At 62.2% G+C, this 25,000-nt stretch carries 26 protein-coding genes; 15 read left to right on the top strand and 11 right to left on the bottom strand.

The features are described from left to right. Window positions 1–103: 103 nt before the first annotated feature. From HBO12_RS19050 to HBO12_RS19040, 3 genes are all read left to right on the top strand, one after another. Window positions 104–1,018: an alpha/beta hydrolase gene (locus HBO12_RS19050; RefSeq protein ID WP_170042942.1), complete on the top strand. Its 915-nt coding sequence runs from the start codon at window positions 104–106 to the stop codon at window positions 1,016–1,018. Next, a complete protein-coding gene (locus HBO12_RS19045; RefSeq protein ID WP_032858203.1) occupies window positions 1,015–1,341 on the top strand; it encodes a hypothetical protein in 327 nt (108 codons plus the stop codon). Before HBO12_RS19050 ends, HBO12_RS19045 begins: the two co-directional genes overlap by 4 nt. A 99-nt stretch (window positions 1,342–1,440) precedes the next feature. Continuing rightward, a complete protein-coding gene (locus tag HBO12_RS19040) occupies window positions 1,441–1,752 on the top strand; it encodes a hypothetical protein (RefSeq protein ID WP_169955706.1) in 312 nt (103 codons plus the stop codon). Window positions 1,753–1,838: 86 nt separating this feature from the next. On the opposite strand, the gene HBO12_RS19035 is transcribed toward HBO12_RS19040, so the two are convergent. The 3 genes from HBO12_RS19035 to HBO12_RS19025 all read right to left on the bottom strand — a co-directional run bounded on the left by HBO12_RS19035 (window position 1,839) and on the right by HBO12_RS19025 (window position 3,739). Beyond that, window positions 1,839–2,621 carry a lipotoxin F family OmpA-related protein LptF gene (locus HBO12_RS19035; RefSeq protein WP_169955707.1) on the bottom strand — a complete coding sequence of 261 codons (783 nt, stop codon included), beginning with the start codon at window positions 2,619–2,621 and terminating at the stop codon, window positions 1,839–1,841. A gap of 54 nt (window positions 2,622–2,675) precedes the next feature. After that, on the bottom strand, window positions 2,676–3,101 hold the full coding sequence (locus tag HBO12_RS19030) for a DUF4398 domain-containing protein (protein WP_029300159.1): 426 nt from the start codon (window positions 3,099–3,101) through the stop codon (window positions 2,676–2,678). Window positions 3,102–3,394: 293 nt separating this feature from the next. Next, window positions 3,395–3,739 carry a hypothetical protein gene (locus HBO12_RS19025; RefSeq protein WP_057441782.1) on the bottom strand — a complete coding sequence of 115 codons (345 nt, stop codon included), beginning with the start codon at window positions 3,737–3,739 and terminating at the stop codon, window positions 3,395–3,397. A 184-nt stretch (window positions 3,740–3,923) separates the two neighbouring features. Between HBO12_RS19025 and ppc the strand changes: the two genes are divergently transcribed. From ppc to HBO12_RS18990, 7 genes are all read left to right on the top strand, one after another. Further along, window positions 3,924–6,569 (top strand): phosphoenolpyruvate carboxylase, encoded by a 2,646-nt coding sequence (ppc, locus tag HBO12_RS19020; protein WP_170042941.1) that lies wholly within the window; start codon window positions 3,924–3,926, stop codon window positions 6,567–6,569. Window positions 6,570–6,862: 293 nt separating this feature from the next. Continuing rightward, window positions 6,863–7,510 carry an adenylate kinase gene (gene adk / locus HBO12_RS19015; protein WP_170042940.1) on the top strand — a complete coding sequence of 216 codons (648 nt, stop codon included), beginning with the start codon at window positions 6,863–6,865 and terminating at the stop codon, window positions 7,508–7,510. A gap of 90 nt (window positions 7,511–7,600) precedes the next feature. Then, window positions 7,601–8,284: a tRNA (adenosine(37)-N6)-threonylcarbamoyltransferase complex dimerization subunit type 1 TsaB gene (gene tsaB, locus HBO12_RS19010; protein ID WP_169955710.1), complete on the top strand. Its 684-nt coding sequence runs from the start codon at window positions 7,601–7,603 to the stop codon at window positions 8,282–8,284. Between the two features lie 279 nt (window positions 8,285–8,563). Next, a complete protein-coding gene (locus HBO12_RS19005) occupies window positions 8,564–8,884 on the top strand; it encodes a hypothetical protein (protein ID WP_170042939.1) in 321 nt (106 codons plus the stop codon). Continuing rightward, window positions 8,884–9,744 (top strand): DUF72 domain-containing protein, encoded by an 861-nt coding sequence (locus tag HBO12_RS19000; RefSeq protein ID WP_170042938.1) that lies wholly within the window; start codon window positions 8,884–8,886, stop codon window positions 9,742–9,744. Before HBO12_RS19005 ends, HBO12_RS19000 begins: the two co-directional genes overlap by 1 nt. Window positions 9,745–9,769: 25 nt before the next feature. After that, entirely contained in the window at window positions 9,770–10,597 is an 828-nt protein-coding gene (locus HBO12_RS18995) for an isocitrate lyase/PEP mutase family protein (protein WP_170042937.1), read from the top strand. Window positions 10,598–10,600: 3 nt separating this feature from the next. Then, complete coding sequence (locus tag HBO12_RS18990; RefSeq protein WP_170042936.1) at window positions 10,601–11,299, top strand: extensin family protein; 699 nt, start codon at window positions 10,601–10,603, stop codon at window positions 11,297–11,299. A gap of 3 nt (window positions 11,300–11,302) precedes the next feature. Here the strand turns inward: HBO12_RS18990 and HBO12_RS18985 are convergent, their stop codons facing one another. After that, the gene (locus HBO12_RS18985; protein WP_169955715.1) at window positions 11,303–11,923 is read right to left on the bottom strand and encodes an energy transducer TonB; all 621 of its coding nucleotides are present in this window, start codon (window positions 11,921–11,923) and stop codon (window positions 11,303–11,305) included. A 95-nt stretch (window positions 11,924–12,018) separates the two neighbouring features. On the opposite strand from HBO12_RS18985, the gene HBO12_RS18980 reads away from it, so the two are divergent. Next, window positions 12,019–12,801, top strand: a complete 783-nt coding sequence (locus tag HBO12_RS18980; protein WP_170042935.1) for a class I SAM-dependent methyltransferase — start codon at window positions 12,019–12,021, stop codon at window positions 12,799–12,801. A 94-nt stretch (window positions 12,802–12,895) separates the two neighbouring features. On the opposite strand, the gene HBO12_RS18975 is transcribed toward HBO12_RS18980, so the two are convergent. Then, entirely contained in the window at window positions 12,896–13,531 is a 636-nt protein-coding gene (locus HBO12_RS18975) for a TetR/AcrR family transcriptional regulator (RefSeq protein ID WP_169955717.1), read from the bottom strand. 92 nt (window positions 13,532–13,623) lie between these two features. On the opposite strand from HBO12_RS18975, the gene HBO12_RS18970 reads away from it, so the two are divergent. The 3 genes from HBO12_RS18970 to HBO12_RS18960 all read left to right on the top strand — a co-directional run bounded on the left by HBO12_RS18970 (window position 13,624) and on the right by HBO12_RS18960 (window position 18,120). After that, entirely contained in the window at window positions 13,624–14,727 is a 1,104-nt protein-coding gene (locus HBO12_RS18970) for an efflux RND transporter periplasmic adaptor subunit (protein ID WP_170042934.1), read from the top strand. A 6-nt stretch (window positions 14,728–14,733) separates the two neighbouring features. Continuing rightward, window positions 14,734–17,799, top strand: coding sequence for an efflux RND transporter permease subunit (locus HBO12_RS18965; protein WP_169955719.1), 3,066 nt, complete (start codon window positions 14,734–14,736; stop codon window positions 17,797–17,799). A 138-nt stretch (window positions 17,800–17,937) separates the two neighbouring features. After that, window positions 17,938–18,120: a hypothetical protein gene (locus tag HBO12_RS18960; protein ID WP_169955720.1), complete on the top strand. Its 183-nt coding sequence runs from the start codon at window positions 17,938–17,940 to the stop codon at window positions 18,118–18,120. A gap of 71 nt (window positions 18,121–18,191) precedes the next feature. Here HBO12_RS18960 and HBO12_RS18955 read toward each other — a convergent pair whose 3' ends face one another. Genes HBO12_RS18955 through plsB form a run of 3 tightly spaced genes read right to left on the bottom strand, consistent with a single transcriptional unit; the run spans window position 18,192 to window position 21,861 of the window. Continuing rightward, on the bottom strand, window positions 18,192–18,878 hold the full coding sequence (locus tag HBO12_RS18955) for a DUF4197 domain-containing protein (RefSeq protein ID WP_169955721.1): 687 nt from the start codon (window positions 18,876–18,878) through the stop codon (window positions 18,192–18,194). A gap of 25 nt (window positions 18,879–18,903) precedes the next feature. Next, entirely contained in the window at window positions 18,904–19,305 is a 402-nt protein-coding gene (locus tag HBO12_RS18950; RefSeq protein ID WP_169955722.1) for a YbaY family lipoprotein, read from the bottom strand. A 51-nt stretch (window positions 19,306–19,356) separates the two neighbouring features. Further along, window positions 19,357–21,861, bottom strand: coding sequence for a glycerol-3-phosphate 1-O-acyltransferase PlsB (plsB, locus tag HBO12_RS18945; RefSeq protein ID WP_170042933.1), 2,505 nt, complete (start codon window positions 21,859–21,861; stop codon window positions 19,357–19,359). A 179-nt stretch (window positions 21,862–22,040) separates the two neighbouring features. On the opposite strand from plsB, the gene HBO12_RS18940 reads away from it, so the two are divergent. Further along, a complete protein-coding gene (locus tag HBO12_RS18940) occupies window positions 22,041–22,250 on the top strand; it encodes a cold-shock protein (protein WP_003189131.1) in 210 nt (69 codons plus the stop codon). Window positions 22,251–22,428: 178 nt separating this feature from the next. Here the strand turns inward: HBO12_RS18940 and HBO12_RS18935 are convergent, their stop codons facing one another. The 3 genes from HBO12_RS18935 to dapE all read right to left on the bottom strand — a co-directional run bounded on the left by HBO12_RS18935 (window position 22,429) and on the right by dapE (window position 24,840). Beyond that, window positions 22,429–22,806, bottom strand: coding sequence for a hypothetical protein (locus tag HBO12_RS18935; protein WP_029300131.1), 378 nt, complete (start codon window positions 22,804–22,806; stop codon window positions 22,429–22,431). 73 nt (window positions 22,807–22,879) lie between these two features. Next, window positions 22,880–23,689: a putative RNA methyltransferase gene (locus HBO12_RS18930; RefSeq protein ID WP_170042932.1), complete on the bottom strand. Its 810-nt coding sequence runs from the start codon at window positions 23,687–23,689 to the stop codon at window positions 22,880–22,882. Further along, window positions 23,689–24,840: a succinyl-diaminopimelate desuccinylase gene (gene dapE / locus HBO12_RS18925; RefSeq protein ID WP_169955725.1), complete on the bottom strand. Its 1,152-nt coding sequence runs from the start codon at window positions 24,838–24,840 to the stop codon at window positions 23,689–23,691. Before dapE ends, HBO12_RS18930 begins: the two co-directional genes overlap by 1 nt. Window positions 24,841–25,000: the final 160 nt, after the last annotated feature.

Genomic DNA, 25,000 nt, shown 5'->3' with positions numbered 1-25,000 from the left:
GCGGTCTGTCAGCCACCGGTGGAGTAACTGACAGCCAGCTCCGACAGTTAGTCTTCATTGATTATCAGGGTTGTGTCCCCACCCATTTACGAGGTTTCAACGGATGAGACTGCTCGGCATCCTATGCCTGCTCCTGACCCTCAACGGCTGCAGCTCGCTGCTGTTCTACCCCGAGCCTGGCCTGCCATTTACCCCGCAACAGGCGCGCCTGGAATACCGTGACGTCACCCTGACCACCGCCGATGGCCTCAAGCTGCGCGCCTGGTGGCTGCCGGCCAAGGCCGGTGTGCCGCTCAAGGGCACGGTGCTGCATTTGCACGGCAACGGGGGCAACCTGTCCGGGCACCTGGGGGGCAGTTGGTGGCTGCCGGCCCAGGGTTATCAAGTGCTGATGCTGGACTATCGCGGCTATGGCGTGTCCGAAGGCAAACCTTCGCTGCCGGCCATCTACCAGGACCTGGATGCGGCTTTTCAGTGGATTGACCAGGCCCCCGAGACCCAGGGCCAGCCGCTGGTGGTGCTCGGCCAGAGTCTGGGCGGGGCATTGGCGGTGCATTACCTGGCGGCACATCCCGAGCGCCAGCCCCGGCTCAAGGCGCTGGTGTTGGATGGCGTGCCCGCCAGTTATCGTGATGTAGGGCAATTCGCCCTGAGCACTTCCTGGCTAACATGGCCGTTTCAGGTGCCGTTGTCGTGGCTGGTGCCGGACGCCGACAGCGCGATCCACGGCATGCCGCAGCTGACCGGCGTGCCGAAACTGCTGTTCCACAGTCTGGATGATCCGATCGTGCCGCTTTCCAACGGCATCCGTCTGTATCAAGCTGCGCCGCCGCCAAGGGTGCTGCAATTGATCCGCGGTGGGCATGTGCAGACTTTTGCCGACAAGATCTGGCAAACCGTGATGCTGCGTTATCTTGACGACCCGCAGCATTTCAATGGCCTGCGCCGCCTGGGGGAAATCCCCAATTACCCGGCGGCCGCCACTCCTAAAGTTGAATCATCAGAGAGCCCGCAATGAGCGAAGAACGCAACATGATCCCCCTGATCCTCACCGGTATCGGCACCATCATCGGCACCGTTGGCTGTCTGTGGTACTACGGCTACCTGCACTTCGCCAAGCCCGAGGACGCGTTGCTGCTCAGTGATTTCACTATGCTCAAGACGGTGCCCGGCGAGGACTATAAAGTCTCCCTGACCCCGGCTCCCCAGGTGGCGCAGTGCGTCGACGGTGTGCTGGTGCTGTTTGATACCGAGCAGAAAGGGTTGACCGGTGTACTGGTGAACAACAAGAAGCAGGCGGTGCGTTGCATGGGCCAGGAAACCCCGCAATTGCAGGAGTAAGCACGCTGGTAGTTTTTGGAACCATATTTTGTGTGAAGCCACTGATTGGGTTGTCAGCAGCGCTGACGAGCAACCCCCTTAATTATGTGGAGTATCGCTATGAGTATTGGTGGAGTAGGTGGTGGTAGCGGGTTCGGTAACTTCGGCGGCGCCGGCATGGGCGATTCCGGCAATATGGTCGGCAAGGGCGTCGAAGGGGGCCAGCAGCAGGGTGGTGCAGACCCGGAAGCGCTGAAGAAACTCCTGGCGCAACTGTTGGGCGGCGCGGGCGGTGCAGGCGGCTCCCAGGGCAGTGGCGCAAATGGTGGTGGCGAGGATGAGCAAGACCCTCTGCGCAAGCAGATGGATCGCGACGGCCAGCAAGGCATGCAGATGCCCCAAGAGAACACCAACTCAGTCAACTTCGGCTGATCCAAAGCCATCTGCCGCAGTTCTTCTACAAAAAAAGCCCTGCCTGGAATCCAGGCAGGGCTTTTTTAGCGGTGTACGTCAGTCGGTTACTGAACCGAAGAACGTGGCTTGACCGGCTGGTTGTCGTTGGAGATGGTCACTTCAACGCGACGGTTCATGGCGCGGCCCGAAACGCTGGCGTTATCGGCAACCGGGTATGCCTTGCCGTAGCCAGCAGTCACGATGCGGCTTGGGTTAACGCCCATCTTGATCAGTGCAACCTGCACCGAAGTAGCACGGCGCTCGGACAAGGTCTGGTTGTAGGCATCGCTGCCGGTGCTGTCGGTGTAGCCTTCGATAATGACTTTACGATCTGGGTTTTCCTGGAGGAATTGCGCCAGTTTGTTGATGTTCACCAGGCCGCTGGATTTCAGGTCGGCCTTGTTGGTGGCGAACAGCACATCACCAAAGGTCACCAGGGTCCCGCGTTCAGTCTGCTTGGCGTTCAAGCTGTTTTGCAGCTGCTTGATCTGCGCGTCGCGGGCTTCGAGCAGGGCGCGGGCACGTTCGTCGCCGGCGTTTTTCAGCTTGGCTTCGGACTCGCGCAGGGCGATGGTGTCCTTGGCCACTTCAACGCGCTGGTTGGTCAGGTAGGCCAGTTGGTCGACCTTCTTCTCGTCTTCCTTGTCGCGGTACGCCTTGTCGGCCTTGTCCAGCCATTCGCTGGCGTCCTTGGTTTCCAGGGCGGCGATTTTGGTCGCTTGTGGGTTGGCTTGCAGGGCCGAGAAGTTGGTCCGTGCGTTTTCCAGGTTCGCGTTAGGCGGGGTGGAGCAAGCCGCCAATGCAACGCTCATCGCCAGCAGGGCAGGGATCATCAATTGTTTACGCATAGTGGTGTCGTCCTTTCAATTCGATTTCGGGTGCGATGCAAACAAGGGCGCTGCTTACTTCTGCTGGATCACAGCAGGACGCATGCCTTCGTTACGCAGCTCCTGAACAGCCTTCTGGGAATCCTTCAGCGCCAGGTCGGCCTTGGCAGCCTGGGCCTTGCGCTCTGCAACGCGAGCGTCCCACTCAGCCTGTTCGGCCAGACGACGGGCTTCGTCGTACTTCTTGTCGTGCATGGCCAGCTCGGCTTGCTTGAGCTTGTCCTGGGCAGCTTTCATTTCCACGGCAGCGTATTCGGTACCGCCAGCGCTTACAGCGCTGTTCACGGCCGATTGGGTCACCGCGTACTGCTCGGTCGGCGGGTTGCCGGCGCAGCCCGCGAGGACGAAGCTGGTGCCGATTGCCAACGCGGCCAATTTGAGCCCGCGCAGGTGGTTAAACGAGGATTTGGCAGTGCTGGTCTTCATCGTCTTCAACTCCATTGGATAACTCCAGAAAAACATCAAATCCATCTACGGTGTTCAGCGTCTGCGTTTTGGCGGTGAAGCTCAGTGTGCCTTTTCAAACGCCTGTTCCAAGTGATGGCTTACTGGCTGTGACCCGAGGCTTTTTTGAATAGTTCAGCCAAAGATGGCGATTTGCCCGAAAAAACATCTGAACAAATCTGACTGAGTGGTCAGTGTTTAAAAATCGGAACTTTTGCCATCCACAGCGGTATGCCGGGCCTATGAAAGGCCCGGTACGCTGGGGAATGGTTTTTTTCAGCGGATGTTTATCAGTGTTTCTGATCGTCAGGCGTGGCTGACATATCGTGCAGGTAGCGCCGTGACAACGACAGGAAGCGCGGTGTGGGGCCGACGTCTTCATACAACGGGTCACCCTCTTCATCAGTGGCAACCACATGCTGGCCCCGGATATAGGGAAAGCTGGCTTCCAGCTCTTCCAGGGCGGCGCCGATCAACTCGCCGAGCAATTCCTCGGTGCTGCGCTTGGGGTACATCTCGCGGATGGCCGCCAGCCGTGCGGCAGCCTCGACATCCAGGTGGATGGCATATTCGGTCTTGGTCAGGCGACCCTTGGCGGTTTCTTCCCATTGCTGGGCCAGTTCTCGGATTTTCATGGCAACCTCAGTGATGCCCAGGGTAGCGGGCGGTGATGAGTGACCGGTCGCGGCGTGGATAACGCGACGACGTATCCTTGAGACTAGCTGCAACCGCCAAGGTTTAAAGTTCCTTGTAAGAGCAAGGCTTGATCGGCACTCTTAAAGATCAAAGCGTCCCGGATTCCTGGCTGGAGATTGGCTGATGAGCGATATCGATGCACGTTTGCGTGAAGATGTTCACCTGCTGGGTGAACTGTTGGGCAACACGATTCGAGAACAGTACGGTGATGAGTTCCTCGCCAAGATCGAGCAGATCCGCAAGGGCGCCAAGGCCGATCGCCGGGGCGGGGCAACCGAGGCGGCAGCTGGCGAAGAGCTCAGCGCCAGCCTCAACCAGTTGCAGGAAGACGAGCTGTTGCCGGTGGCACGTGCGTTCAACCAGTTCCTCAACCTGGCTAATATCGCCGAGCAGTACCAACTGATTCACCGGCGCGATGAATCCCAGCCCGCCCCGTTCGAGTCGCGGGTACTGCCCGAGCTGCTGGCGCGCCTGCAGAGTGAGGGCCATAGCAGCGAATCCCTGGCCCGGCAGTTGGCGCGGCTGGAGATCGAACTGGTGCTCACCGCCCACCCCACCGAAGTTGCGCGCCGCACCTTGATCCAGAAATATGACGCCATCGCCGCCCAACTGGCGTTGCAGGATCACCGTGACTTGACCAGCGCCGAGCGCGAGCAGATTCGCCAGCGCTTGCAACGGCTGATCGCCGAAGCCTGGCACACCGAAGAAATCCGCCGCACCCGGCCCACCCCGGTGGACGAGGCCAAGTGGGGCTTTGCGGTGATCGAGCATTCGCTGTGGCACGCCATCCCCAACTACCTGCGCAAGGCCGATCACGCCTTGCACGCCGCGACCGGCCTGCGCCTGCCCCTGGAGGCGGCACCGATCCGCTTTGCCTCATGGATGGGCGGTGACCGTGACGGCAACCCCAACGTGACGGCACCCGTGACCCGCGAAGTATTGCTGCTGGCGCGCTGGATGGCCGCAGACCTGTATCTGCGTGATATCGATCACCTGGCATCCGAGCTGTCGATGCAGCAGGCCAGCCCCGAGTTGCAGGCCAAGGTCGGCGATAGCGTCGAACCTTATCGGGCCTTGCTCAAGCAACTGCGCGAACGCCTGCGCGCCACCCGCAATTGGGCGCACGCGGCGTTGACCGCCAGCCTCCCGGCGCCGGCTGATGTGCTGCAAAACAATCGCGACCTGCTGGAGCCGTTGGAGCTGTGCTACCAGTCCCTGCACGCCTGCGGCATGGGCGTGATTGCCGACGGCCCGCTGCTCGATTGCCTACGCCGTGCGGTAACGTTCGGCCTGTTCCTGGTGCGCCTGGATGTGCGCCAGGACTCCAGCCGTCACTCGGCGGCGATGACCGAGATCACCGACTACCTGGGCCTGGGCCGCTATGAGGATTGGGACGAAGACGCGCGCATCACCTTCCTGATGAAGGAGTTGGTCAACCGTCGCCCATTGTTGCCAGGCTATTTCAAGCCGTCGGCCGACACCGCCGAAGTGCTCAATACCTGTAAGGAAATTGCCGCCGCGCCAGCTGCATCCCTCGGTTCCTACGTCATCTCCATGGCGGGTGCGGCATCCGATGTGCTGGCGGTGCAGCTGCTGCTCAAGGAGTCCGGGGTGCAGCGGCCGATGCGTGTGGTGCCGCTGTTCGAGACCCTGGCCGACCTGGACAACGCCGGCCCGGTGATCGAGCGCCTGTTGCTGCTACCGGGCTATCGCGCGCGCCTGCAAGGCCCGCAGGAAGTGATGATCGGCTATTCGGACTCGGCCAAGGACGCCGGCACTACCGCTGCGGCCTGGGCGCAGTACCGGGCCCAGGAGCGGCTGGTGGATATCTGCCGCGAGCAGCAGGTGGAACTGTTGTTGTTCCATGGTCGTGGCGGCACCGTTGGCCGTGGCGGTGGCCCGGCCCACGCGGCGATCCTGTCGCAGCCACCGGGCTCGGTAGCCGGGCGTTTTCGCACCACCGAGCAGGGCGAGATGATTCGCTTCAAGTTCGGCTTGCCGGATATCGCCGAGCAGAACCTCAATCTGTATCTGGCCGCAGTGCTGGAGGCGACCTTATTGCCACCGCCGCCCCCGGAGCCGGCCTGGCGGCATTTGATGGACGAATTGGCCGCCGATGGCGTCAGCGCCTATCGCGCGGTAGTGCGGGAAAATCCGCAGTTCGTCGAGTACTTCCGCCAGTCCACGCCCGAGCAGGAACTGGGCCGCTTGCCCCTGGGCAGTCGCCCGGCCAAACGCCGTGCTGGGGGCATCGAAAGCCTGCGTGCGATCCCGTGGATTTTCGGCTGGACCCAGACGCGCCTGATGTTGCCGGCCTGGCTGGGCTGGGAAGCGGCATTGAGCAAGGCCCTGGAGCGGGGCGAAGGCGAGTTGCTGGGGCAGATGCGTGAGCAATGGCCGTTCTTCCGTACGCGCATCGACATGCTGGAAATGGTCCTGGCCAAGGCCGACGCCGATATCGCCCGCCTGTATGACGAGCGTCTGGTGCAGCCGGACCTGCTGCCATTGGGTGCGCATTTACGCGACCTATTGTCGCAGGCGTGTGCCGTGGTGCTTGGCCTGACCGGGCAGTCGCAACTGCTGGCCCACAGTCCCGACACCCTGGAGTTCATCCGCCTGCGCAACACCTACCTTGACCCATTGCACCTGCTGCAGGCCGAGTTGTTGGCGCGGTCCCGCCAGCAGGAAGCGACACAGGACAGCCCTCTGGAACAGGCGCTGCTGGTGTCCGTGGCCGGTATTGCCGCCGGGCTGCGTAATACCGGCTGACATTTGTCGCGTGTTCTCAAGGGCTTGCACGCAAAACCGCCGGTTGACCCGAAAGGGCTCTGCCGGCGGTTTTGGGTTTGGGTTGCACCAAGGGATACCGCGACCAAAAGGCTTGTGTGGTGCGGGTTCTTCCGACTTTTGGCGGCTTGTGTGGTTAGGGCTCGCTGTGTATCTTGATCAGCCTTTGGCCGTTTGGGCGGCCTGGATTCGTATTTTTACGAGCATATTCTACGAGATTGGCCCCACGCGGCGAATCCGAGCGTCATCTCTATAAAAAATTGAGGAGCACATCGATGCGCGTCATTCTGCTGGGAGCTCCCGGGGCCGGTAAAGGTACTCAGGCAAAGTTCATCACTGAAAAGTTCGGCATTCCACAAATCTCCACTGGCGACATGCTGCGCGCCGCCGTCAAGGCCGGTACCGAGTTGGGCCTGATCGCCAAGAGCGTGATGGACAGCGGTGGCCTGGTCTCCGACGACCTGATCATCAACCTGGTCAAGGAACGCATCAGCCAGGAAGACTGCAAGAACGGTTTCCTGTTCGACGGTTTCCCACGCACCATTCCCCAGGCCGAAGCCCTGGTGAAGGCCGGCGTCGAGTTGGATGCCGTGGTCGAAATCGCCGTTGAAGACGAAGAGATCGTCCAGCGTATCGCCGGTCGCCGCGTTCACGAAGCCTCGGGCCGCGTCTACCACATCGTCTACAACCCGCCAAAAGTGGCTGGCAAGGATGATGTAAGCGGTGACGACCTGGTGCAGCGCAAGGACGATACCGAAGAAACCGTGCGTCATCGCCTGTCGGTCTACCACTCCCAGACCAAGCCGCTGGTGGACTTCTACCAGAAGCTGTCGGCTGCCCAGGGCAAACCGAAATACAGCCACATCCCCGGCGTTGGCTCGGTGGAAGCCATCACCGCCAAGGTGCTGGAAGCGCTGAACTGATCTGACGATCGGCGTGATGTTCAACGGCCCGCTTGCGGGCCGTTGTTGTTTATACTGGCGCACTTTTTTTCGATTTGGACACCCACACCGATGAGCACCCTGCTGGCCCTGGACACCGCGACTGAAGCTTGCTCCGTTGCCCTGCTGCATAACGGCAAGGTCACGAGCCACTATGAGGTGATCCCGCGCCTGCACGCGCAAAAGCTGCTGCCAATGATCAAGCAGTTATTGCTCGATGCCGGCACCACCTTGTCGGCGGTGGACGCCATCGCCTTTGGTCGTGGCCCGGGCGCGTTCACCGGCGTGCGCATCGCCATCGGGGTGGTGCAGGGCCTGGCGTTTGCCCTGGAACGGCCAGTATTGCCGGTGTCCAACCTGGCCGTGCTGGCCCAGCGCGCCCTGCGTGAGCACGGCGCGGCCCAGGTCGCGGCAGCCATCGATGCGCGGATGGATGAGGTCTACTGGGGTTGCTACCGCGAGACCGCAGGCGAAATGCGCCTGGTCGGCGTTGAAGCCGTGCAGCCGCCCGAGGCCGCCGCGTTGCCGGCCGATGCCAGTGGCGACTGGTTTGGTGCCGGTACCGGTTGGGGGTATGGCCAGCGGATCGCCGTGCCCACGATGGGCCAGGATGCCACGATGCTGCCCCATGCCGAAGACCTGCTGGCCCTGGCGCGTTTTGCCTGGGAACGCGGCGAGGCGATTCCCGCCGACCAGGCCGCCCCGGTGTACCTGCGCGATAAAGTGGCGCAGACCAAGGCCGAACGCGGGCTCTAGGCTTATTGCGGTTAGCCTCTAATGTGGGAGCTGTCGAGCCCCAGCGAGGCTGCTATAGCGGTGTGTCAGGTGCCATGAATAGTGGCAGTGTCGCCGCCATCGCAGCCTCGCTGGGGCTCGACAGCTTCCACCGTTGATCGCCGGCAATTGGCGCCAATCGTCAGAATTTGCCCCCGGTTTTAAACCTTTGCCCGTTTATGTGTTCTAGTTATCACCAGAGCATTTGCGCGCCAAGGAAAGTGCCGCTAAATTGCCATCATTGATCACGGATCTGCATGCATGCGTATAGACGGCTTTTCCTCCCAGTCCTACCCCCTCAAGCGCAAGCCACGCAAGGCGAGCGTGAAGGTAGACGAGTCCGTCGAAGAATCCCCCGATTTTATTGAAATCCAGCCCGAAACCTCCCAGAGCGCAGCGGTTTCCGCCCGTGCCCAAGGTGCCAGCGGTGCGCGTATCGGCGGCGTTCCGGCCCGCCAGCAAGACATGGTCTTCCCGCGCTCCATGAGCAAGAACGTCGCCACGGCCCTGGCCAGCTACCTGACCACAGCAGGCTTTGTCGAATGGGATATGGAAGTGCTGGGTCTCGATATCCACATCTGATGTTGCTGCCTTATTTCCTCGGTTGCCCGTCCTGGAGTGAAAACGCCTGGCGCGAGTACCTGTATCCGCAAGACGCCCGCACCACGGATTTTCTCGGGCTGTATTGCCAGGTGTTCAATGCCTGCGAAGGCAACACCACGTTCTATGCGCGGCCCTCCGTCGCGACTGTGCAGCGCTGGGTCGAGATCATGCCCGCGCACTTTCGCTTTACCGCCAAGTTTCCCGGTGATATCAGCCACAGCGCTGACCTGCGCGAACAGTTGCCCGCCGCCGAAAGCTTCCTCGGTTTGATGAGCCCGCTGGGCGAGCGGGTTTCGCCACTGTGGCTGCAACTACCGGCCAGCTTCACCCCGCAACGGCTGGGGGAACTGGCAGGGTTTATCGACGGCCTGGAGCGGCCATTGGCGGTGGAGGTGCGTCACCGTGAGTTCTTCGCCAAAGGCGATGCCGAGCGCAGCCTCAACCGCCTGCTGCGTGACCGTGGTGTCGAGCGGATCTGCCTGGATCCTCGGGCGCTGTTCAGTTGCACGTCCACCTCGGCGGCGGTACTCCACGCCCAATCGAAAAAGCCCAAGGTACCGCCCCGGCCTGCGGCGTTGACCCAGTTTCCCCAGGTGCGTTTTATCGGCCACCCGGACCTGGAAGCCAACGATCCGTTCCTGGTGCCGTGGGTTGAAAAGGTCGCTGGCTGGATCGAGGAGGGCCGCACGCCCTATGTGTTCCTGCACACCTCGGACAACCGCCTGGCGGCCCAATTGGCCATGCGTTTTCATCAGCAATTGATGGTGCGATTGCCTGGGTTGCCGGCGTTGGCGCAGTTGCATCGGGAGCCCGCTGTGGAGCAACTGGGGTTACTCTAGGGTTCTTTTATGCCTGGAGTCAGTCATGGATGCCCAAACCCTTCGCGCCGAATCCTTTCGAGCCCTGCACGAGCGTGACCGTGCATTCGTGATGCCCAACCCGTGGGACGCCGGTTCCGCCAAGATGCTCGCCAGCCTCGGCTTTGAAGCCCTGGCCACTACCAGCGCGGGTTTTGCCTTCAGTCTGGGGCGTCCGGATGCCGAAGGTGCGCTGTCGCTGGAGGACACTTTGGGCAACGCCGGGATGATCGTTCAGGCCACCGCGCTGCCGGTGGCTGCGGACCTGGAAAACGGCTTCAGCGATACGCCTCAAGGTTGTGCCCAGAGCCTGTTGCGGGCCGCCGCTACCGGCATCGTCGGCGGTTCTATCGAAGACGCTACGGGGATTGCGGTCGACCCGATCTACCCCTTTGATCTGTCTGTTGAGCGCATCGAGGCTGCCGTCGCTGCGGCGCGCAGCTTGCCATTCCCCTTCATGCTGACGGCCCGTGCGGAAAACCTCCTACATGGTCGCCTGGATTTTCCCGACACTATTCGCCGTTTGCAGGCCTACGCCGAAGCGGGCGCCGACGTGTTGTATGCTCCGGGCCTGCGCAGTGCTGAGGAAGTACTGGCGGTGGTGCGGGCGGTGGCGCCAAAACCGGTGAATGTGCTGATGTCCGGTGGTCTCAAGCTCTCGGTGGCGCAACTGAGCGAGATGGGCGTCAAGCGCATCAGCGTCGGCTCGGCCATGGCCCTGGCGGCCTACGGGGAGTTCTTCAGGGCCGCGCGGGAGGTTCAGGAACTGGGAACCTTCACCTTTACCGAGCGCTCGATGCCGTTCAGCCAGGCAAATCAGTTGTTCAAAGGTTGAGTCGTGGCTTTTTTCAAAGTGTTGGGGGTGTTGCTGCTACTCGCGGGCGGCCTACTCGTAGGCATCTGGCGCGGCTGGGTGCCGTTGCCCGCCGAATGGAACCCCTGGGCGCCCTTGGATGTGCGCGCCGTGCCCAACCTGCTGACGCGGTTCAAACTCGGACGGTTGCAGGATGATCCGGCACTGTGCGACCAGGTGCTGAAAACCTCCGGGCTGCGGGTCAGCCATCAGGCGGACAGTCCCGCTGATGCGGCTTGCCCACTGCGCAATACCCTGCGGGTGCAGGGCGCGCAGGTGGGTTTGAGTAGCAGCTTTCTCGCCAGTTGCCCCTTGGCGGTGGCGTTTGCCCTGTTCGAGCGCCACAGCTTGCAGCCGGCCGCCCAGGCGGTGTTTGGCCAGGCGGTGACGCGGGTCGATCACCTGGGCAGTTTTGCCTGCCGCAATATGTATGGGCGTGCCGAAGGGCGGCTCAGCCAGCACGCCTCGGCCAATGCCCTGGATATCGCCGGGTTTCGCCTGGCGGATGGGCGCAGTATCAACGTGCTGAAGGATTGGCCTGGAGAGGGCGCCAACGCGCGCTTTTTGCGTCAGGTGCGCGACCGTGCGTGCAACGATTTCAACGTGGTCTTGAGCCCGGACTACAACGCTGCCCATCGCAACCATTTCCATCTGGACATGGGGCGTTGGTGGGTGTGCCGCTAAGGGTCAGGCCGCCAGGCGCAGGTTGTTGAGGATCAGTGGGCGGGCCCAGCCGCAATCGAAGTCCAGGGCCTTTTGCTGCTGCACCAGTTCTTCATTCGGATACGGTTCGGCCGCCGCTGGCAGCAGGTCCAGTTCGAACTCGGCAATCGGCAGGAACAGCGGCTTGGGTTGTGGCGCCGGGCCTGGCTCGGGCAGTGGCTGGCCAGCGGTCAGGACGATCGGGCGTACCCAGCCGCTCTCGAAGTTCTGCTGGCGTTGCTGGGCGACGATTTCATCATCCGGGAACGGCACGGCCGCGGGTGGCAGCAGGTCCAGCTCGAATTCGGCAATCGGCAGGAACAGCGGTTCAGGCGGGGCGACCTCGGTGTCCTGGACGTCGCAATGACGTTGGGTAACGATTTGGGTCAGCAGGTCGCTGCCGGCGCTGGGTTCGATCGAGGTATCCACCGGCACCGGATCTGCGGCCAGCTGCGCACCTGGCTCCTGGCCAAGTTGCTCGGCCAACGCCCGGGCGAAGAAGTCCTGCCACACATGACTGACGCCGGCCAGCGCTTGGGTATTGCGCAGGCCGAAGTGGTTGTGGGTCGGCAGGACACCGGTGAATAGGGAATGAATGTCTGACATTTCTCTCGGTCGACGCTCAGGGTCTGGCAAAATGCCTGATCCTTTTTTATCGGCCGCTTTTTGCCGATCCTTAATATTTTTGAGCGTAGTAAACGATGAGCGAACAACCCGCGGCCAGCCGCATTCGGGTCGAGGCCTTGGCCGAAGGTTTCCAGGCCCGTGCCCAGTACTGGGCCGAGCAGCTCGGCCTGCCGTTGCAGCTGGCGGATGCCGATTTTGCCCTGCAAGTGGGTGAGCACGGCCTGCAACTGCAACAGCTGGGCGCCGATGCGCCTGGGCCGGTGCGGGTGGATTTTGTCGAGGGCGGCGCGGCCCATCGCCGGCTTTACGGTGGTGGCAGCGGGCAGATGATCGCCAAGGCCGTAGGCGTGTCTCAAGGTGTGCGCCCCCGGGTGCTGGATGCCACGGCGGGCCTGGGCAAGGATGCGTTCGTGCTGGCCAGCCTGGGCTGTGAGATGAGCCTGATCGAGCGGCAACCGTTGATTGGTGCCTTGCTCGAAGATGGTCTGGCGCGTGGGGCCGATGATTTTGAAGTGGCGCCCATCGTTGGGCGGATGACCCTGCTCAAGGGCAACTCCATCGAGCTGATGCGTAACTGGGAAGGTGAGCCGCCGCAGGTGATCTACCTGGACCCGATGTTTCCTCATCGTGAGAAAACCGCCCTGGTGAAGAAGGAAATGCGCCTGTTCCGCCCGCTGGTGGGTGACGATCCGGATGCCCCGGCGTTGCTCGCGGCGGCCTTGGCCCTGGCCAGCCATCGGGTGGTGGTGAAGCGTGCGCGCAAGGCGCCGTGCATCGAAGGGCCCAAGCCGAGCCATGCGCTGGATGGCAAATCCAGCCGGTACGATATTTACCCTAAAAAAGCGCTCAAGGCCTGAGGGCCCCGTCGCCGGCAAGCCGGCTCCTACAATAAACGCAATCACCTGTAGGAGCCGACTTGCCGGCGATGGCGTCAGATCGATCAACGACTGTTCAAGGTCGATACGCCCGCATAAACAACCCCACCACTTCCTGCACATGCTCTTCGGCGGCCGCTTCGCTCAAGCGGTCGCCGCAGCCATACAGCAAGCAGAAGTTCGCCGTGCCCTTGAGCAGGCAAAAGAAGTGTTCGGCTGCGGTAAACGGCTTGTCGATGCTCAGCGCACCGCTCTGGTTGATCTTGCCCAGCAAGCGCTCCATCCCCTGCAGCATCCGCATGGGGCCGGCTTCGAAGAAAATCTGCGACAGCTTCGGATCCTGATTGCCCGACGTCATCATCAAACGGTGCAGGTTCACCGACTCCTCACTGTTGATCAGCAGGTGAAAGCCCCGGGCGATGTTGAGCAGCACCTTCTCCACCGGCACACCGTCGGGAAGCTCGAAATACATGACCGGCAGTTGCGCTTCGCACTTGGCCTCGACGGCGGCGGTGAATAGCGTTTCTTTGTCGGTGAAGTGGCTGTAGACCGTCAGTTTCGACACGCCAGCCTCAAGGGCCACGGCATCCATGCTGGTACTTGCATAACCGTTGCTCAAAAACAGGATTTTCGCCGCGTCGAGGATTGCCTGGCGTTTTGCCATGTCCTTGGGGCGCCCAGGGCTATTGGTGTTTACAGGATTGTCGGACATTTTCACTTTAATACTGGACTGGTGAGTTTGGTATTAATAACATACCGGCCAGTATAATTATTCCAAGCACCATTTGCGAAAGGTCCTTCAGCATGCGCAGCATCTTCCTGCACCTCGCGTTGCCTGCCAGCCTTGCTCTTTTACTGGCTGCCTGCGGCCATGAAGAAGCGGCCCAAACCACCGTCCGCCCGGCCATGGTGGTGCAGCCACAACCCTCTGCGTTGGCAATGGACAGTTATCCAGGCGAGGTGCGTGCCCGGTATGAACCGGACCTGGCCTTTCGCATCGGCGGCAAAGTCAGCCGTCGTCTGGTGGAGGAGGGCGAGCGCGTCAAGGCCAACCAGCCGCTGGCGGAGCTCGATCCCCAGGATGTGCGCCTGCAACTGCAGGCTACCCGTGCCCAAGTCACGGCGGCCGAGGCCAACCTGAGCCTGGTGCGGGCCGAGCGTGATCGCTACAAGACCCTGATGGACCGTCAGATGGTCAGCCGCTCCCAGTACGACAATTCCGAAAACCTCTACCGCGCAGGCGTCGCCCGCTTGCAGCAGATCAAGGCAGAATTCGACGTGGCCAACAACCAGGCCGGCTATGCCGTGTTGCGCGCGCCCCAGGACGGGGTGGTGGCCAAGCGTGCGGTGGAAGTCGGGCAAGTGGTGTCTGCGGGGCAGACCGTGTTCACCCTGGCTACCGATGGCGAGCGTGAAGTGTTGATCAGCTTCCCGGAGCAAAGCTTCGGCCGCTTCAAGGTCGGCCAGCCGGTCTCCGTGGAACTGTGGAGCCAGCCCGACCAGCGTTTCGAGGGGCGTATTCGCGAGCTGTCGCCGGCAGCCGATCCCAAGTCACGCACCTTCGCCGCCCGCGTCGCCTTCAACGCCGGCAAAGTCCCGGCCGAGCTGGGGCAGAGTGCGCGGGTTTTCATCCAGGCTGACGGCGTGGTTCCGTTGTCGGTGCCGCTGTCTGCCCTCAGCGCAGAGAACGGTGCGTCCTACGTCTGGTTGGTCAAGCCGGATAACACCCTCAAACGTACAGCGGTGCGCATCGGCGCCTTCGGCGAAAAAAGCGTGCCGGTGCTCGAAGGCCTGACCCCCTCCGACTGGGTGATTGCCGCCGGTGTGCATGTGCTCCATGAGGGCCAGCAAGTACGCCCGGTGGATCGCTCCAACCGGGTGGTGAATCTGGCGGCCAACAAGGAGTAGTTCCCGATGGGTTTCAATCTTTCCGAATGGGCGTTGCGTAATCGCCAGATCGTACTGTTCCTGATGCTGCTGCTGGCCGTTGTCGGTACGTTGTCCTACACCAAGCTGGGGCAAAGTGAAGACCCGCCGTTCACCTTCAAAGCCATGGTGATCAAGACTAACTGGCCAGGCGCCACGGCCCAGGAAGTCTCGCGCCAGGTCACCGAGCGTATTGAAAAGAAACTGATGGAAACCGGCGAGTACGAGCGCATCGTCTCGTTCTCCCGCCCGGGCGAATCCCAGGTCACGTTTATGGCGCGGGACTCGATGCACTCGGCGCAGATTCCCGACCTGTGGTACCAGGTGCGCAAGAAGATCAGCGATATCCGCCAGACCCTGCCCCCGGATATCCAGGGCCCGTTCTTCAACGATGAATTCGGCACCACCTTTGGCAATATCTACGCCCTGACCGGCGAGGGTTTTGACTACGCCGTGCTCAAGGACTACGCCGACCGCATCCAGATCCAGCTGCAACGGGTGCCGGATGTGGGCAAGGTCGAGCTGCTGGGATTGCAGGACGAGAAGATCTGGATCGAGCTGTCCAACCTCAAGCTCGCCACCCTCGGTCTGCCCCTGGCGGCGGTGCAACAGGCGTTGCAGGAGCAGAACGCGGTGTCCACCGCCGGCTTTTTTGAAACCCCGAGCGAGCGCGTGCAACTGCGGGTGTCGGGTAACTTCAAGGCGGTGGAGGAAATCCGCGATTTCCCGATCCGCGTGGGCGGCCGCACCTTCCGCATTGGCGACGTGGCCGAGATTCACCGTGGCTTCAACGACCCGCCCGCGCCGCGTATGCGCTACATGGGTGACGATGCGATCGGCCTGGCCGTGGCCATGCGCGATGGCGGGGACATCCTGGTACTGGGCAAGGCCCTTGAGGGCGAATTCGCACGCTTGCAGAAGAACCTCCCGGCAGGCATGGAGCTGCGCAAGGTCTCGGACCAGCCCGCTGCGGTGAAGACCAGCGTGGGCGAATTCGTCCAGGTGCTGGCCGAAGCATTGGCGATTGTATTGCTGGTGAGTTTCTTCTCCCTCGGCGTGCGTACCGGCATGGTGGTGGCCCTGGCGATTCCGTTGGTGTTGGCCATGACCTTTGCCTGCATGTATTACCTGGGGATCGGCCTGCACAAGATCTCCCTGGGTGCCTTGGTATTGGCTTTGGGCCTGCTGGTGGACGACGCGATCATCGCCGTGGAAATGATGGCGATCAAAATGGAGCAGGGCTACGACCGTCTCAAGGCCGCCAGTTTCGCCTGGACCAGTACGGCGTTTCCGATGCTTACCGGTACGTTGATCACCGCAGCCGGCTTCTTGCCGATTGCCACCGCGCAATCGAGTACCGGTGAGTACACCCGCTCGATCTTCCAGGTGGTGACCATCGCGCTGCTGGCCTCGTGGGTTGCCGCCGTGGTGTTTGTGCCGTACCTGGGGGAAAAACTCCTGCCGGACCTGGCGAAGATTCATGCGGCCAAGCACGGCACTGATGGCCCGGATCCTTACGGCACGCCGTTCTATCAGCGCGTAAGGCGCTGGGTGGAATGGTGCGTGCGCCGGCGCAAAACCGTGATTGTACTGACCGTGCTGCTGTTTATCGGCTCGGTGGCGCTGTTCCGCTTTGTCCCGCAACAGTTCTTCCCGGCGTCCGGGCGCCTGGAGCTGATGGTCGACCTGAAACTGGCGGAAGGCGCCTCGCTGAGCAACACCGCCGATCAGGTCAAGCGTCTCGAAGGCTTGCTCAAGGCGCATGGGGGGATCGAAAACTACGTGGCCTATGTCGGCACCGGTTCACCGCGCTTCTACCTGCCGTTGGACCAGCAGTTGCCGGCGGCCAGCTTTGCCCAGTTCGTGGTGCTGGCCAAGACCATCGAGGAGCGCGAAACCCTGCGCACCTGGTTGATCGAAACCCTCAACGAGCAATTCCCCGACCTGCGTTCGCGGGTCACCCGCCTGGAGAACGGCCCGCCGGTTGGCTACCCTGTGCAGTTTCGCGTGACTGGCGAGCACATCGAAGAAGTGCGGGCCCTGGCGCGCAAGGTCGCGGCCAAGGTGCGGGAAAACCCCCACGTGGTGAATGTGCATCTGGACTGGGAAGAACCGAGCAAGATCGTCTACCTCAATGTCGACCAGGACCGCGCCCGCGCCTTGGGGGTGAGCACGGCCAACCTGTCGAAATTTCTCCAGAGCTCCCTGACCGGTTCCAGCGTCAGCCAGTACCGGGAGGACAACGAGTTGATCGAAATTCTCCTGCGCGGCACCGTGCATGAGCGCACCGAGTTGTCGCTGCTGCCGAGCCTGGCGGTGCCGACCGACAACGGCACCAGCGTGGCGCTGTCGCAGATCGCCACCCTGGAGTATGGCTTCGAGGAAGGCATTATCTGGCATCGCAACCGCCTGCCCACGGTGACCGTACGCGCCGATATCTACGGCAAGGAGCAACCGGCGACCCTGGTCCAGCAGATCCTGCCGACCCTGGCCCAGGTGCGGGCCGAACTGCCGGACGGTTACCTGTTGGACGTGGGAGGTACCGTCGAAGACTCCGCCCGTGGCCAGAACTCGGTGAAGGCTGGCGTGCCGCTGTTCATCGTGGTGGTGCTGACCTTGCTGATGCTGCAACTGCGCAGCTTCTCGCGCACGGCCATGGTGTTTCTTACCGCGCCCCTGGGGCTGATTGGCGTGACGCTGTTCCTGTTGGTGTTCCGCCAGCCGTTTGGCTTTGTGGCCATGCTTGGGACCATCGCGTTGTCGGGGATGATCATGCGTAACTCGGTGATCCTGGTGGATCAGATCGAGCAGGACATCAAGGCGGGCCTGGAGCCGTGGCAGGCGATTATCGAAGCCACCGTACGGCGCTTCCGCCCGATTGTGCTGACGGCGCTGGCGGCAGTGCTGGCGATGATCCCGCTGTCGCGCAGCGTGTTCTTCGGGCCAATGGCGGTGGCGATCATGGGCGGCTTGATCGTGGCCACGGCCCTGACCTTGCTGTTTTTGCCGGCGTTGTATGCGGCGTGGTTCCGGGTCCAGCCTAAGTCGGCATAAACCTGCGTAAAGCGGCTACACGGTTCAGGAACTGTTTCTTGCGTGCCTGCCACTCAGGGGTTACCTGGGTTGCAGGTGCCTTTTCCTGACAACGAAGTTGCTACAGGAAGAGGTTTAATTAGACGTGAGGAATGACCTATGGGCTTGTTTGCGATGGGTGGTATAGGTATTGGTATCGGCGTGATGCCGATGATGGCGTTCAAAATGGGCAAAAAGCGCAACAAGTGCAAGCCCCCCTGCAAGCCTACGCCATGGCAGCCGACGCTGCCGCGGCCTTGCGCGAGTAACGTCAAGTTCGAAGGTAAAATCACCTACGGCTGATGACGCCCCTGGTGCAGTAACACAAACGCCCCGATTTTTCGGGGCGTTTGTATTTGTTGCCGGCGATGGATCTACAGCGCGCCGAACACTTTCTTCGCCAGGCTGGTCGCGGCGGCTGCCGGGTTCTGGCGGATGCTTTCTTCCTGTTGGGCAATCATCTTGAACAGGCCGTCCAGCGCTTGTTCAGTCACGTAGTTTTCGACGCTGTCACTCTTGCCACCCAGCAAGCCCATGGGCGCTTTTTTGGCCAGCGCGTTGTACTGCTGGGCTACACCGACCTTGTCCGTGGATTGCTTGACGATCGGCAGGAACTTGGCGCGGATCTGCTCGCGGCTGCTTTTGTCCAGATACTGGGTCGCCGAATCCTGGCCGCCGCTGAGGATGCCCTTGGCGTCGCTCACGCTCATGTTTTTCACGGCGTTCACCAGAATCGGCTGGGCCTGGGTCACGGCGGATTCGGCAGCCTTGTTCATGCTGGCTTCAAGCTGGGTGATCTGATCGCCCATGCCGAGCATTTTCAGGGCACCGGCGGCTTTTTCAAGCTTGCCCGGCAAACCGATCTTGACCTCGGGGTTGTTGCTGAAACCACCGGGAGCCCCCAGTTGCTTGACGGCAATCTGTGCGCCTTGGGTCAGGGCGTCCTTCAGGCCACCCGTGGCGTCGCCCTGGGACAGGTCACCGAGGGACAGGGCCATGGCGTTGGCGCCGAGCAGCAGGCCGGCGCACAGGGCGCTGAGGCGAAGAGAGTTACGGAGCATGGGCGCTTCCTTTTAATCGACTGGATCAGTGGGCAACGGCATCAACGCGCAGGCGAAGCGGCTGGGGATCCTGGCCGTTCAACTGCACCGAATGACGCTCGGTGGTAATAAACATTAGCTTGCCATCCAGCTCGATGCGAGCGCTGACCGAATAGCTGTGGCCAGGCTTGACCTGGGCCGGGTCGTAGCTCAGGTGGAAGGGCAGCGGCACCTGGCCGTTGACCGGGCCTTTCTGCTCGGCCAGGGTCACGGCGGGCGCATCGGCCAGGGACACGTCCAGAAGGCTGACGCTCAAGGTGGCGGCCGGTGGCAGGGCGATGCGCTGCAGGTAGAACACTTCGCCATCAAGGCTGGCTTTGGGCGCAGGATTCATTGAGTGACAGGCTCCCAGCAGGGCGGTCAGGCCCAGGAGAATGATCTTTTTCATGGTACAGCTCCTTGTCGACGGCGCCAGAAACACCCTGGCGCCCTGGTAAATCTAGCGGGTTTCGTCCGGCTCGACGTCTGGCGCGGGCGCTTCGTCGTTGCGGTGCAGCGCCACCTGGCGGATCGACAGGCGAATCTCTGCGGGCAACACCCGTTTGGCGGCGCCTTCGGCCAATTCGCCGAGCAGGTCGTGGTAGCTCAACTTGCCGGCTTCATCGCGGCGCAGCACATCTTGCTCGAGCAACGTCTGAATAAAATGTCGGAAAAGGCTCTTGTCGAAGAACTCCGGGGCATTCAGGCCATGCAGGATCGACAGGCGCTGGGCCATGACCGTGCACAGGTCTTCCAGCTCTTCGGCGCTGATGCTGTTCTGGCCGCTGTTAAGCAGCAGCGAAATGGCCATGTAGAAGCGTTGCAGGGTCTGGGCAATGCTCTTGGACAGCAGAGTCAGCAGCACAAAGTTGCGCGAGCTGGGGGCCGGGCGCAGGTAGATGTTGTTTTCAAAGCGCAGCAGGCCTTGTTCTACCAAGGCTTCGAGCCACTGGTCGACCACTGCGTCAAGTTCGTCCAGGGACCAGCGGATAAACAACTCCGATTGCAGGTACGGATACAGCGCGCGGGTATAGCGCAGGATCTGTTCGCGGCTCATGCGCGAACTGCTCTGGAAGAAGCTGGCCAACAACGCCGGCAGGGCGAAGATATGCAGCACGTTGTTGCGGTAATAGGTCATCAGGACCGCGTTTTGCTCGTCCAGATAGAGGATTTTGCCCAGGGCATCACTCTGTTCGGACAGCAGGTGCATGTCCTTGACGTGCTTGATCAAGGCCTGGCCGTCACCCTCGGGCAACGTGGTATGGGGCGAGTAGGGTACCCGGCGCAGCAGCGCCAGGTACAGGTCCAGCACCCGCGCCATGGCCTGGTCGTCCAGGGCCAGGCGGCTGGTGGACAGTAGCGCCAACGCCACCAGGTTCACCGGGTTGATCGCGGCGGCCTCGTTGAGGTGCTGGGCCACGCGCTCGCCGAGGCGGTTGGTGGTCTCGTTGAGCCAGGCGGGCTTGTAGTTGGGCGCCAGCTCCTGGGTACGCCAGTCCGGTTGCTCGTGGTCGAGGAACTCCGCCAGCTTGATCGGCTCGCCGAAGTTGACCGCCACCTGGCCAAAGCGCTGCTTGAGCGCGCCAATGACCTTGAAGATATCGAAGATCGACTCTTTCTTTTTCGTCGCCCCGCGCAATTCGCCCAGGTAGGTGCGACCTTCCAGCACCCGCTCGTAGCCGATATACACCGGCACAAACACGATTGGCATGCGCGAGGAGCGCAGGAAACTGCGCAGGGTAATCGCCAGCATCCCGGTCTTGGGCTGCAACATGCGCCCGGTCCGTGAGCGGCCGCCCTCGACGAAGTACTCCACCGGGAAGCCTTTGGTAAACAGGGTGTGCAGGTATTCGTTGAACACCGAGGTGTACAGCGGGTTGCCCTTGAACGTGCGACGCATGAAAAACGCCCCGCCCCGGCGCAGCAGGCTGCCGATCACCGGCATATTGAGGTTGATCCCGGCGGCGATGTGCGGCGGGGTCAGGCCGTTCTTGAATAGAAGGTAGGACAGCAGCAGGTAGTCGATGTGGCTGCGGTGGCAAGGCACGTAGATCACTTCGTAGCCCTGGGCGACCTTTTGCACACCTTCGATATTGTTGACCTTGATCCCGTCGTAGATTTTGTTCCAGAACCAGCTCAGCACCACTTCGAGGAAGCGGATGGCGGTGTAGGTGTAGTCCGAGGCGATCTCATTGCCATAGCGCAGGGCCTGGGCCTTGGCTTTTTCCGGGGTGATTTTTTCCCGCTCGGCCTCGTCGAGGATTGCCTGGCGCACCAGTGGCATGTTCACCAGGCCCTTGACCAGGTTGCGCCGGTGGGACAGGTCGGGGCCGATCACCGCGGTCTTCAGGTTGCGAAAGTGTACCCGCAGGATCCGTTGGGCCATGCGCACCGTACGTTCGTGACCTTTATTGTGCTCGATCAATTCACGCAGGTTGATTGGCGCAGAGAATTGCACCCGGGTCTTGCGCCCCAGGATCAGGATGCTCAACACCCGGCGCAGGCGCCCGGTGACTGCCCAGCTGTCGGCGAACAGCAGTTTCCAGGGGCTCGACTCGCTGGCCGGCGATTGGCCCCAGAACACGCTGACCGGGATGATCTGCGCGTTTTCTTCGGCGTGCTCGGTCAGGGTGTTGACCAGGCGCGTCAGGGTCGGCGGCGCGCCGCGCTTGTCCTGGCGGCCGAGCCAGTCCGGGTCGGGGGTCAGGTAAAAGAACGCCGCCGGTTCCATCAACGGGCCAACGGCCACCGGCAGCACCGGGCGCGGCAGGCCGGCCTTGGTGCACTCGGCATCCACCACGGCCAGTTCGGTCAGGGAGGGCGATTGCAGGACGTAGAACACCGGCCGGCTGCGGTCCAGGTTAAGGGTGAGGGACGACTGGTTGATCGTCTCCGAGCGAACCCAGAGGTACAACAGTCGGCGCAAGGTGCCAAATACCAGACGGCGGAACGGGGAGCGGGTCATAGGCGTGCTGCTTTGAGTGGAAAAAACCGAGCAGGCGCTCGGGCGGGTAGTGTGCCGTATTCGCCGAAAATCGGCAAAAAAGCAGCGAAGTAAAGTTGAGTTGATCGTTTTTGAGCCTGTCTTATACTCGGCAGTTCAATGCGACTGACTCAACAATAAAAACCAGTGGGAGCAAACAGATGACAACGCGCGAAACCGGCAATGTGAAGTGGTTCAACGACGCCAAGGGCTATGGCTTTATCCAGCGGGAAGACGGCAAGGATGTGTTTGTGCACTACCGCGCCATCCGTGGTGAAGGCCACCGCTCCCTGGCCGAGGGCCAGCAGGTGGAATACGCCGTGGTGACCGGCGAGAAGGGCTTGCAGGCGGAGGATGTGGTCGGTCTTTAAGGCAGATTTCTGCAACGCCGCTGAACCCATGTGGGAGCGGGCTTGTGTGGGGGCTGGCTTGCCTGCGATAGCATCACCGTGGTCTGACAGAGAGACCGAGGTGCCTGTATCGCAGGCAAGCCAGCTCCCACACAAGCCAGCTCCCACACAAACCAGCCCCCACACTGACCAGGTTGGGTCAGGCAGTTTTCCAGGTGATCTGTTCTTCACCATCGGTGCTGATCCGAATCCAGGTGTCGGCGCTTTCTTCGCCCTCTTCCTCGACCCACGTTCCCGGCGCGCAGCGCACTTCAACGTTCAGCGCGGCAAACGCCGCACGGGCGCAGGCGATGTCGTCTTCCCACGGGGTCTGGTCGCTTTCCAGGTACAGGCTGTTCCACTTGCCCACGGCCTTGGGCAGCCAGGTCACTGGCACATTGCCGGCCTTGCACTTGTAGGTCTGGCCCTTTTGTACCCAGTCGGTACACGGACCCAGGGCGGCGCCCAGCCAGGCGGCGATGGCCTTGTGGTCGACGTCGGCGTCCTTGAGGTAAATCTCGATATCGGGTTGGCGCATGGATGTTCCTCGTTGCGGGATTCGAAAATCCATTCGCGGATTCAGGGTGGGCGCGAACGCCCGGAAAAGTCGGTTATTGAAGCACGAAATAGTCGTAGCGCATCGAAACGGTGACCCGCAGCGGTTCGGCCTGCTCGATCACCTGGGCGCGGCGCTCGGCGCTGGCGCGCCAGCCGTGGGGTGTCATCGCCAGCAGATTGGCGCGGTCCTTGGGGTCGGCCAGGCTGAGCTTGAACTCCAGCACTTCGCTGTGTTGCAGGCTCATGCCGTCCGGCACCAGTGCCAGGTGCTTATCGTCGGTGTACTCGCGCACTTCGTCGTACAGGCGTTCGCGCAGCTCCATCAGGTGGCCGCTGGTCGGGCCAACCTTCATCAGGCCGCCGCCAGGGCTGAGCAGGCGCTTGGCTTCCTGCCAGTCCAGCGGGCTGAACACGCTGGCGAGGAACTGGCAACTGCCGTCGGCCAACGGTACCCGGGCCATGCTGGCGATCAGCCAGGTCAGCGTCGGGTTGCGCTTGCACGCACGCTTGACTGCTTCCTTGGAAATATCCAGGGCATAGCCATCAGCGCGCAGCAGGGCATCGGCGATTTGTGCAGTGTAATAGCCTTCGCCGCAGCCAATATCCAGCCAGCGCTGGGGTTTGCGTTCCGCCGCCAGTGCCGCCAGGCGCTTGGCCACTGGCGCGTAGTGCCCGGCGTTGAGGAAGTCGCGGCGCGCTTGCACCATGGCCAGGTTATCTCCCGGATCGCGGCTGTTCTTGTGCTGCACCGGCAACAGGTTCAGGTAACCCTGGCGGGCCCGGTCGAATCGGTGCCCGGCCGGGCATACCACGCCATGGTCCACCTCATTGAGGGGGGCGCTGCAAATGGGGCAGGCGAGCATCAGGCGAGCAACTTGATCAGGGTCTGGTAGTAGATTTCGGTCAGCACATCGAGGTCGCTGGCCAGGATACGCTCGTTGACCTGATGGATCGTCGCGTTGACCGGGCCCAGTTCCACCACTTGGGTGCCGAGGGTCGCGATAAAGCGCCCGTCGGACGTGCCGCCGCTGGTGGAGGCCTGGGTCTCGCGGCCGGTGATGGCCTTGATGCTGGCAGACACCGCATCGAGCAGCGCGCCCGGCTCGGTGAGGAACGGCAGGCCCGACAACGCCCACTCCACATGCCAGTCCAGGCCATGCTTGTCGAGAATCGCCGCGACCCGCTGCTGCAGGCCTTCGACGGTGGACTCGGTGGAGAAGCGGAAGTTGAACACCGCCGTCAGGTCACCGGGGATCACATTGGTGGCGCCAGTGCCGGAATTGAGGTTGGAAATCTGGAAACTGGTCGGCGGGAAGAAGGTGTTGCCATCATCCCAATGCTCGGCGGCCAATTCGGCCAGGGCCGGGGCGGCGAGGTGGATCGGGTTTTTCGCCAGGTGCGGGTAGGCCACATGGCCCTGCACACCGCGCACGGTCAGGGTCGCGCCGAGGGAGCCACGACGACCATTCTTCACCACGTCGCCCACCAGGGTGGTGCTCGACGGTTCGCCGACGATGCACCAGTCCAGGCGCTCCTTGCGTGCCGCCAGGCGCTCGATCACGGCCTTGGTGCCGTGGTGCGCCGGGCCTTCTTCGTCGCTGGTGATCAGGAAGGCGACCGAACCCTTGTGGTCCGGATAGTCCTTCACAAAGCGCTCGGAGGCCACCAGCATCGCGGCCAGGCTGCCTTTCATGTCGGCCGCGCCACGCCCGCACAACATGCCGTGTTCGTCGATCAATGCGTCGAACGGGTCATTCTGCCAGGCCTGCACCGGGCCGGTCGGGACCACGTCGGTATGGCCGGCGAAGCACAGTACCGGGCCTGCATGCTTGCCGTGGGTGGCCCAGAAGTTATCCACATCTTCGATGCGCATCGGCTCAAGCGCAAAGCCGGCGTCGCCCAGGCGCTGCATCATCAGCTTCTGGCAGTCGGCGTCGATCGGCGTCACCGACGGGCGGCGGATCAAGTCGATAGCGAGTTGGAGGGTCGGCGAAAGGTCGGCGTGGGCCGTCATGGGAAAACTCCGAAGGTGTGTCAGGGCGCAAGACGAGAGTGAAATATATCCAATGTGGGAGCGGGCTTGCCCGCGATGCAGGCGCCGCGGTGTAGCAGTTGCACCGCAGCGATGCCATCGCGGGCAAGCCCGCTCCCACAAGGGGGGGGCAGTGGCTGCT

Origin of the sequence: Pseudomonas sp. WS 5059 (assembly GCF_012985525.1) — a bacterium.
In the GTDB taxonomy this organism is placed as follows: Bacteria; Pseudomonadota; Gammaproteobacteria; order Pseudomonadales; family Pseudomonadaceae; genus Aquipseudomonas.
This window is presented reverse-complemented; position numbering and strand designations above follow the sequence as displayed.

Excerpts from the sequence above, each read along its gene's own strand:
- HBO12_RS19050 (WP_170042942.1), top strand. The coding sequence starts at position 104 with ATGAGACTGCTCGGCATCCTATGCCTGCTCCTGACCCTCAACGGCTGC.
- HBO12_RS19045 (WP_032858203.1), top strand. The coding sequence starts at position 1,015 with ATGAGCGAAGAACGCAACATGATCCCCCTGATCCTCACCGGTATCGGC.
- HBO12_RS19040 (WP_169955706.1), top strand. The coding sequence starts at position 1,441 with ATGAGTATTGGTGGAGTAGGTGGTGGTAGCGGGTTCGGTAACTTCGGC.
- HBO12_RS19035 (WP_169955707.1), bottom strand. The coding sequence starts at position 2,621 with ATGCGTAAACAATTGATGATCCCTGCCCTGCTGGCGATGAGCGTTGCA.
- HBO12_RS19030 (WP_029300159.1), bottom strand. The coding sequence starts at position 3,101 with ATGGAGTTGAAGACGATGAAGACCAGCACTGCCAAATCCTCGTTTAAC.
- HBO12_RS19025 (WP_057441782.1), bottom strand. The coding sequence starts at position 3,739 with ATGAAAATCCGAGAACTGGCCCAGCAATGGGAAGAAACCGCCAAGGGT.
- ppc (WP_170042941.1), top strand. The coding sequence starts at position 3,924 with ATGAGCGATATCGATGCACGTTTGCGTGAAGATGTTCACCTGCTGGGT.
- adk (WP_170042940.1), top strand. The coding sequence starts at position 6,863 with ATGCGCGTCATTCTGCTGGGAGCTCCCGGGGCCGGTAAAGGTACTCAG.
- tsaB (WP_169955710.1), top strand. The coding sequence starts at position 7,601 with ATGAGCACCCTGCTGGCCCTGGACACCGCGACTGAAGCTTGCTCCGTT.
- HBO12_RS19005 (WP_170042939.1), top strand. The coding sequence starts at position 8,564 with ATGCGTATAGACGGCTTTTCCTCCCAGTCCTACCCCCTCAAGCGCAAG.
- HBO12_RS19000 (WP_170042938.1), top strand. The coding sequence starts at position 8,884 with ATGTTGCTGCCTTATTTCCTCGGTTGCCCGTCCTGGAGTGAAAACGCC.
- HBO12_RS18995 (WP_170042937.1), top strand. The coding sequence starts at position 9,770 with ATGGATGCCCAAACCCTTCGCGCCGAATCCTTTCGAGCCCTGCACGAG.
- HBO12_RS18985 (WP_169955715.1), bottom strand. The coding sequence starts at position 11,923 with ATGTCAGACATTCATTCCCTATTCACCGGTGTCCTGCCGACCCACAAC.
- HBO12_RS18980 (WP_170042935.1), top strand. The coding sequence starts at position 12,019 with ATGAGCGAACAACCCGCGGCCAGCCGCATTCGGGTCGAGGCCTTGGCC.
- HBO12_RS18975 (WP_169955717.1), bottom strand. The coding sequence starts at position 13,531 with ATGTCCGACAATCCTGTAAACACCAATAGCCCTGGGCGCCCCAAGGAC.
- HBO12_RS18970 (WP_170042934.1), top strand. The coding sequence starts at position 13,624 with ATGCGCAGCATCTTCCTGCACCTCGCGTTGCCTGCCAGCCTTGCTCTT.
- HBO12_RS18965 (WP_169955719.1), top strand. The coding sequence starts at position 14,734 with ATGGGTTTCAATCTTTCCGAATGGGCGTTGCGTAATCGCCAGATCGTA.
- HBO12_RS18960 (WP_169955720.1), top strand. The coding sequence starts at position 17,938 with ATGGGCTTGTTTGCGATGGGTGGTATAGGTATTGGTATCGGCGTGATG.
- HBO12_RS18955 (WP_169955721.1), bottom strand. The coding sequence starts at position 18,878 with ATGCTCCGTAACTCTCTTCGCCTCAGCGCCCTGTGCGCCGGCCTGCTG.
- HBO12_RS18950 (WP_169955722.1), bottom strand. The coding sequence starts at position 19,305 with ATGAAAAAGATCATTCTCCTGGGCCTGACCGCCCTGCTGGGAGCCTGT.
- plsB (WP_170042933.1), bottom strand. The coding sequence starts at position 21,861 with ATGACCCGCTCCCCGTTCCGCCGTCTGGTATTTGGCACCTTGCGCCGA.
- HBO12_RS18940 (WP_003189131.1), top strand. The coding sequence starts at position 22,041 with ATGACAACGCGCGAAACCGGCAATGTGAAGTGGTTCAACGACGCCAAG.
- HBO12_RS18935 (WP_029300131.1), bottom strand. The coding sequence starts at position 22,806 with ATGCGCCAACCCGATATCGAGATTTACCTCAAGGACGCCGACGTCGAC.
- HBO12_RS18930 (WP_170042932.1), bottom strand. The coding sequence starts at position 23,689 with ATGCTCGCCTGCCCCATTTGCAGCGCCCCCCTCAATGAGGTGGACCAT.
- dapE (WP_169955725.1), bottom strand. The coding sequence starts at position 24,840 with ATGACGGCCCACGCCGACCTTTCGCCGACCCTCCAACTCGCTATCGAC.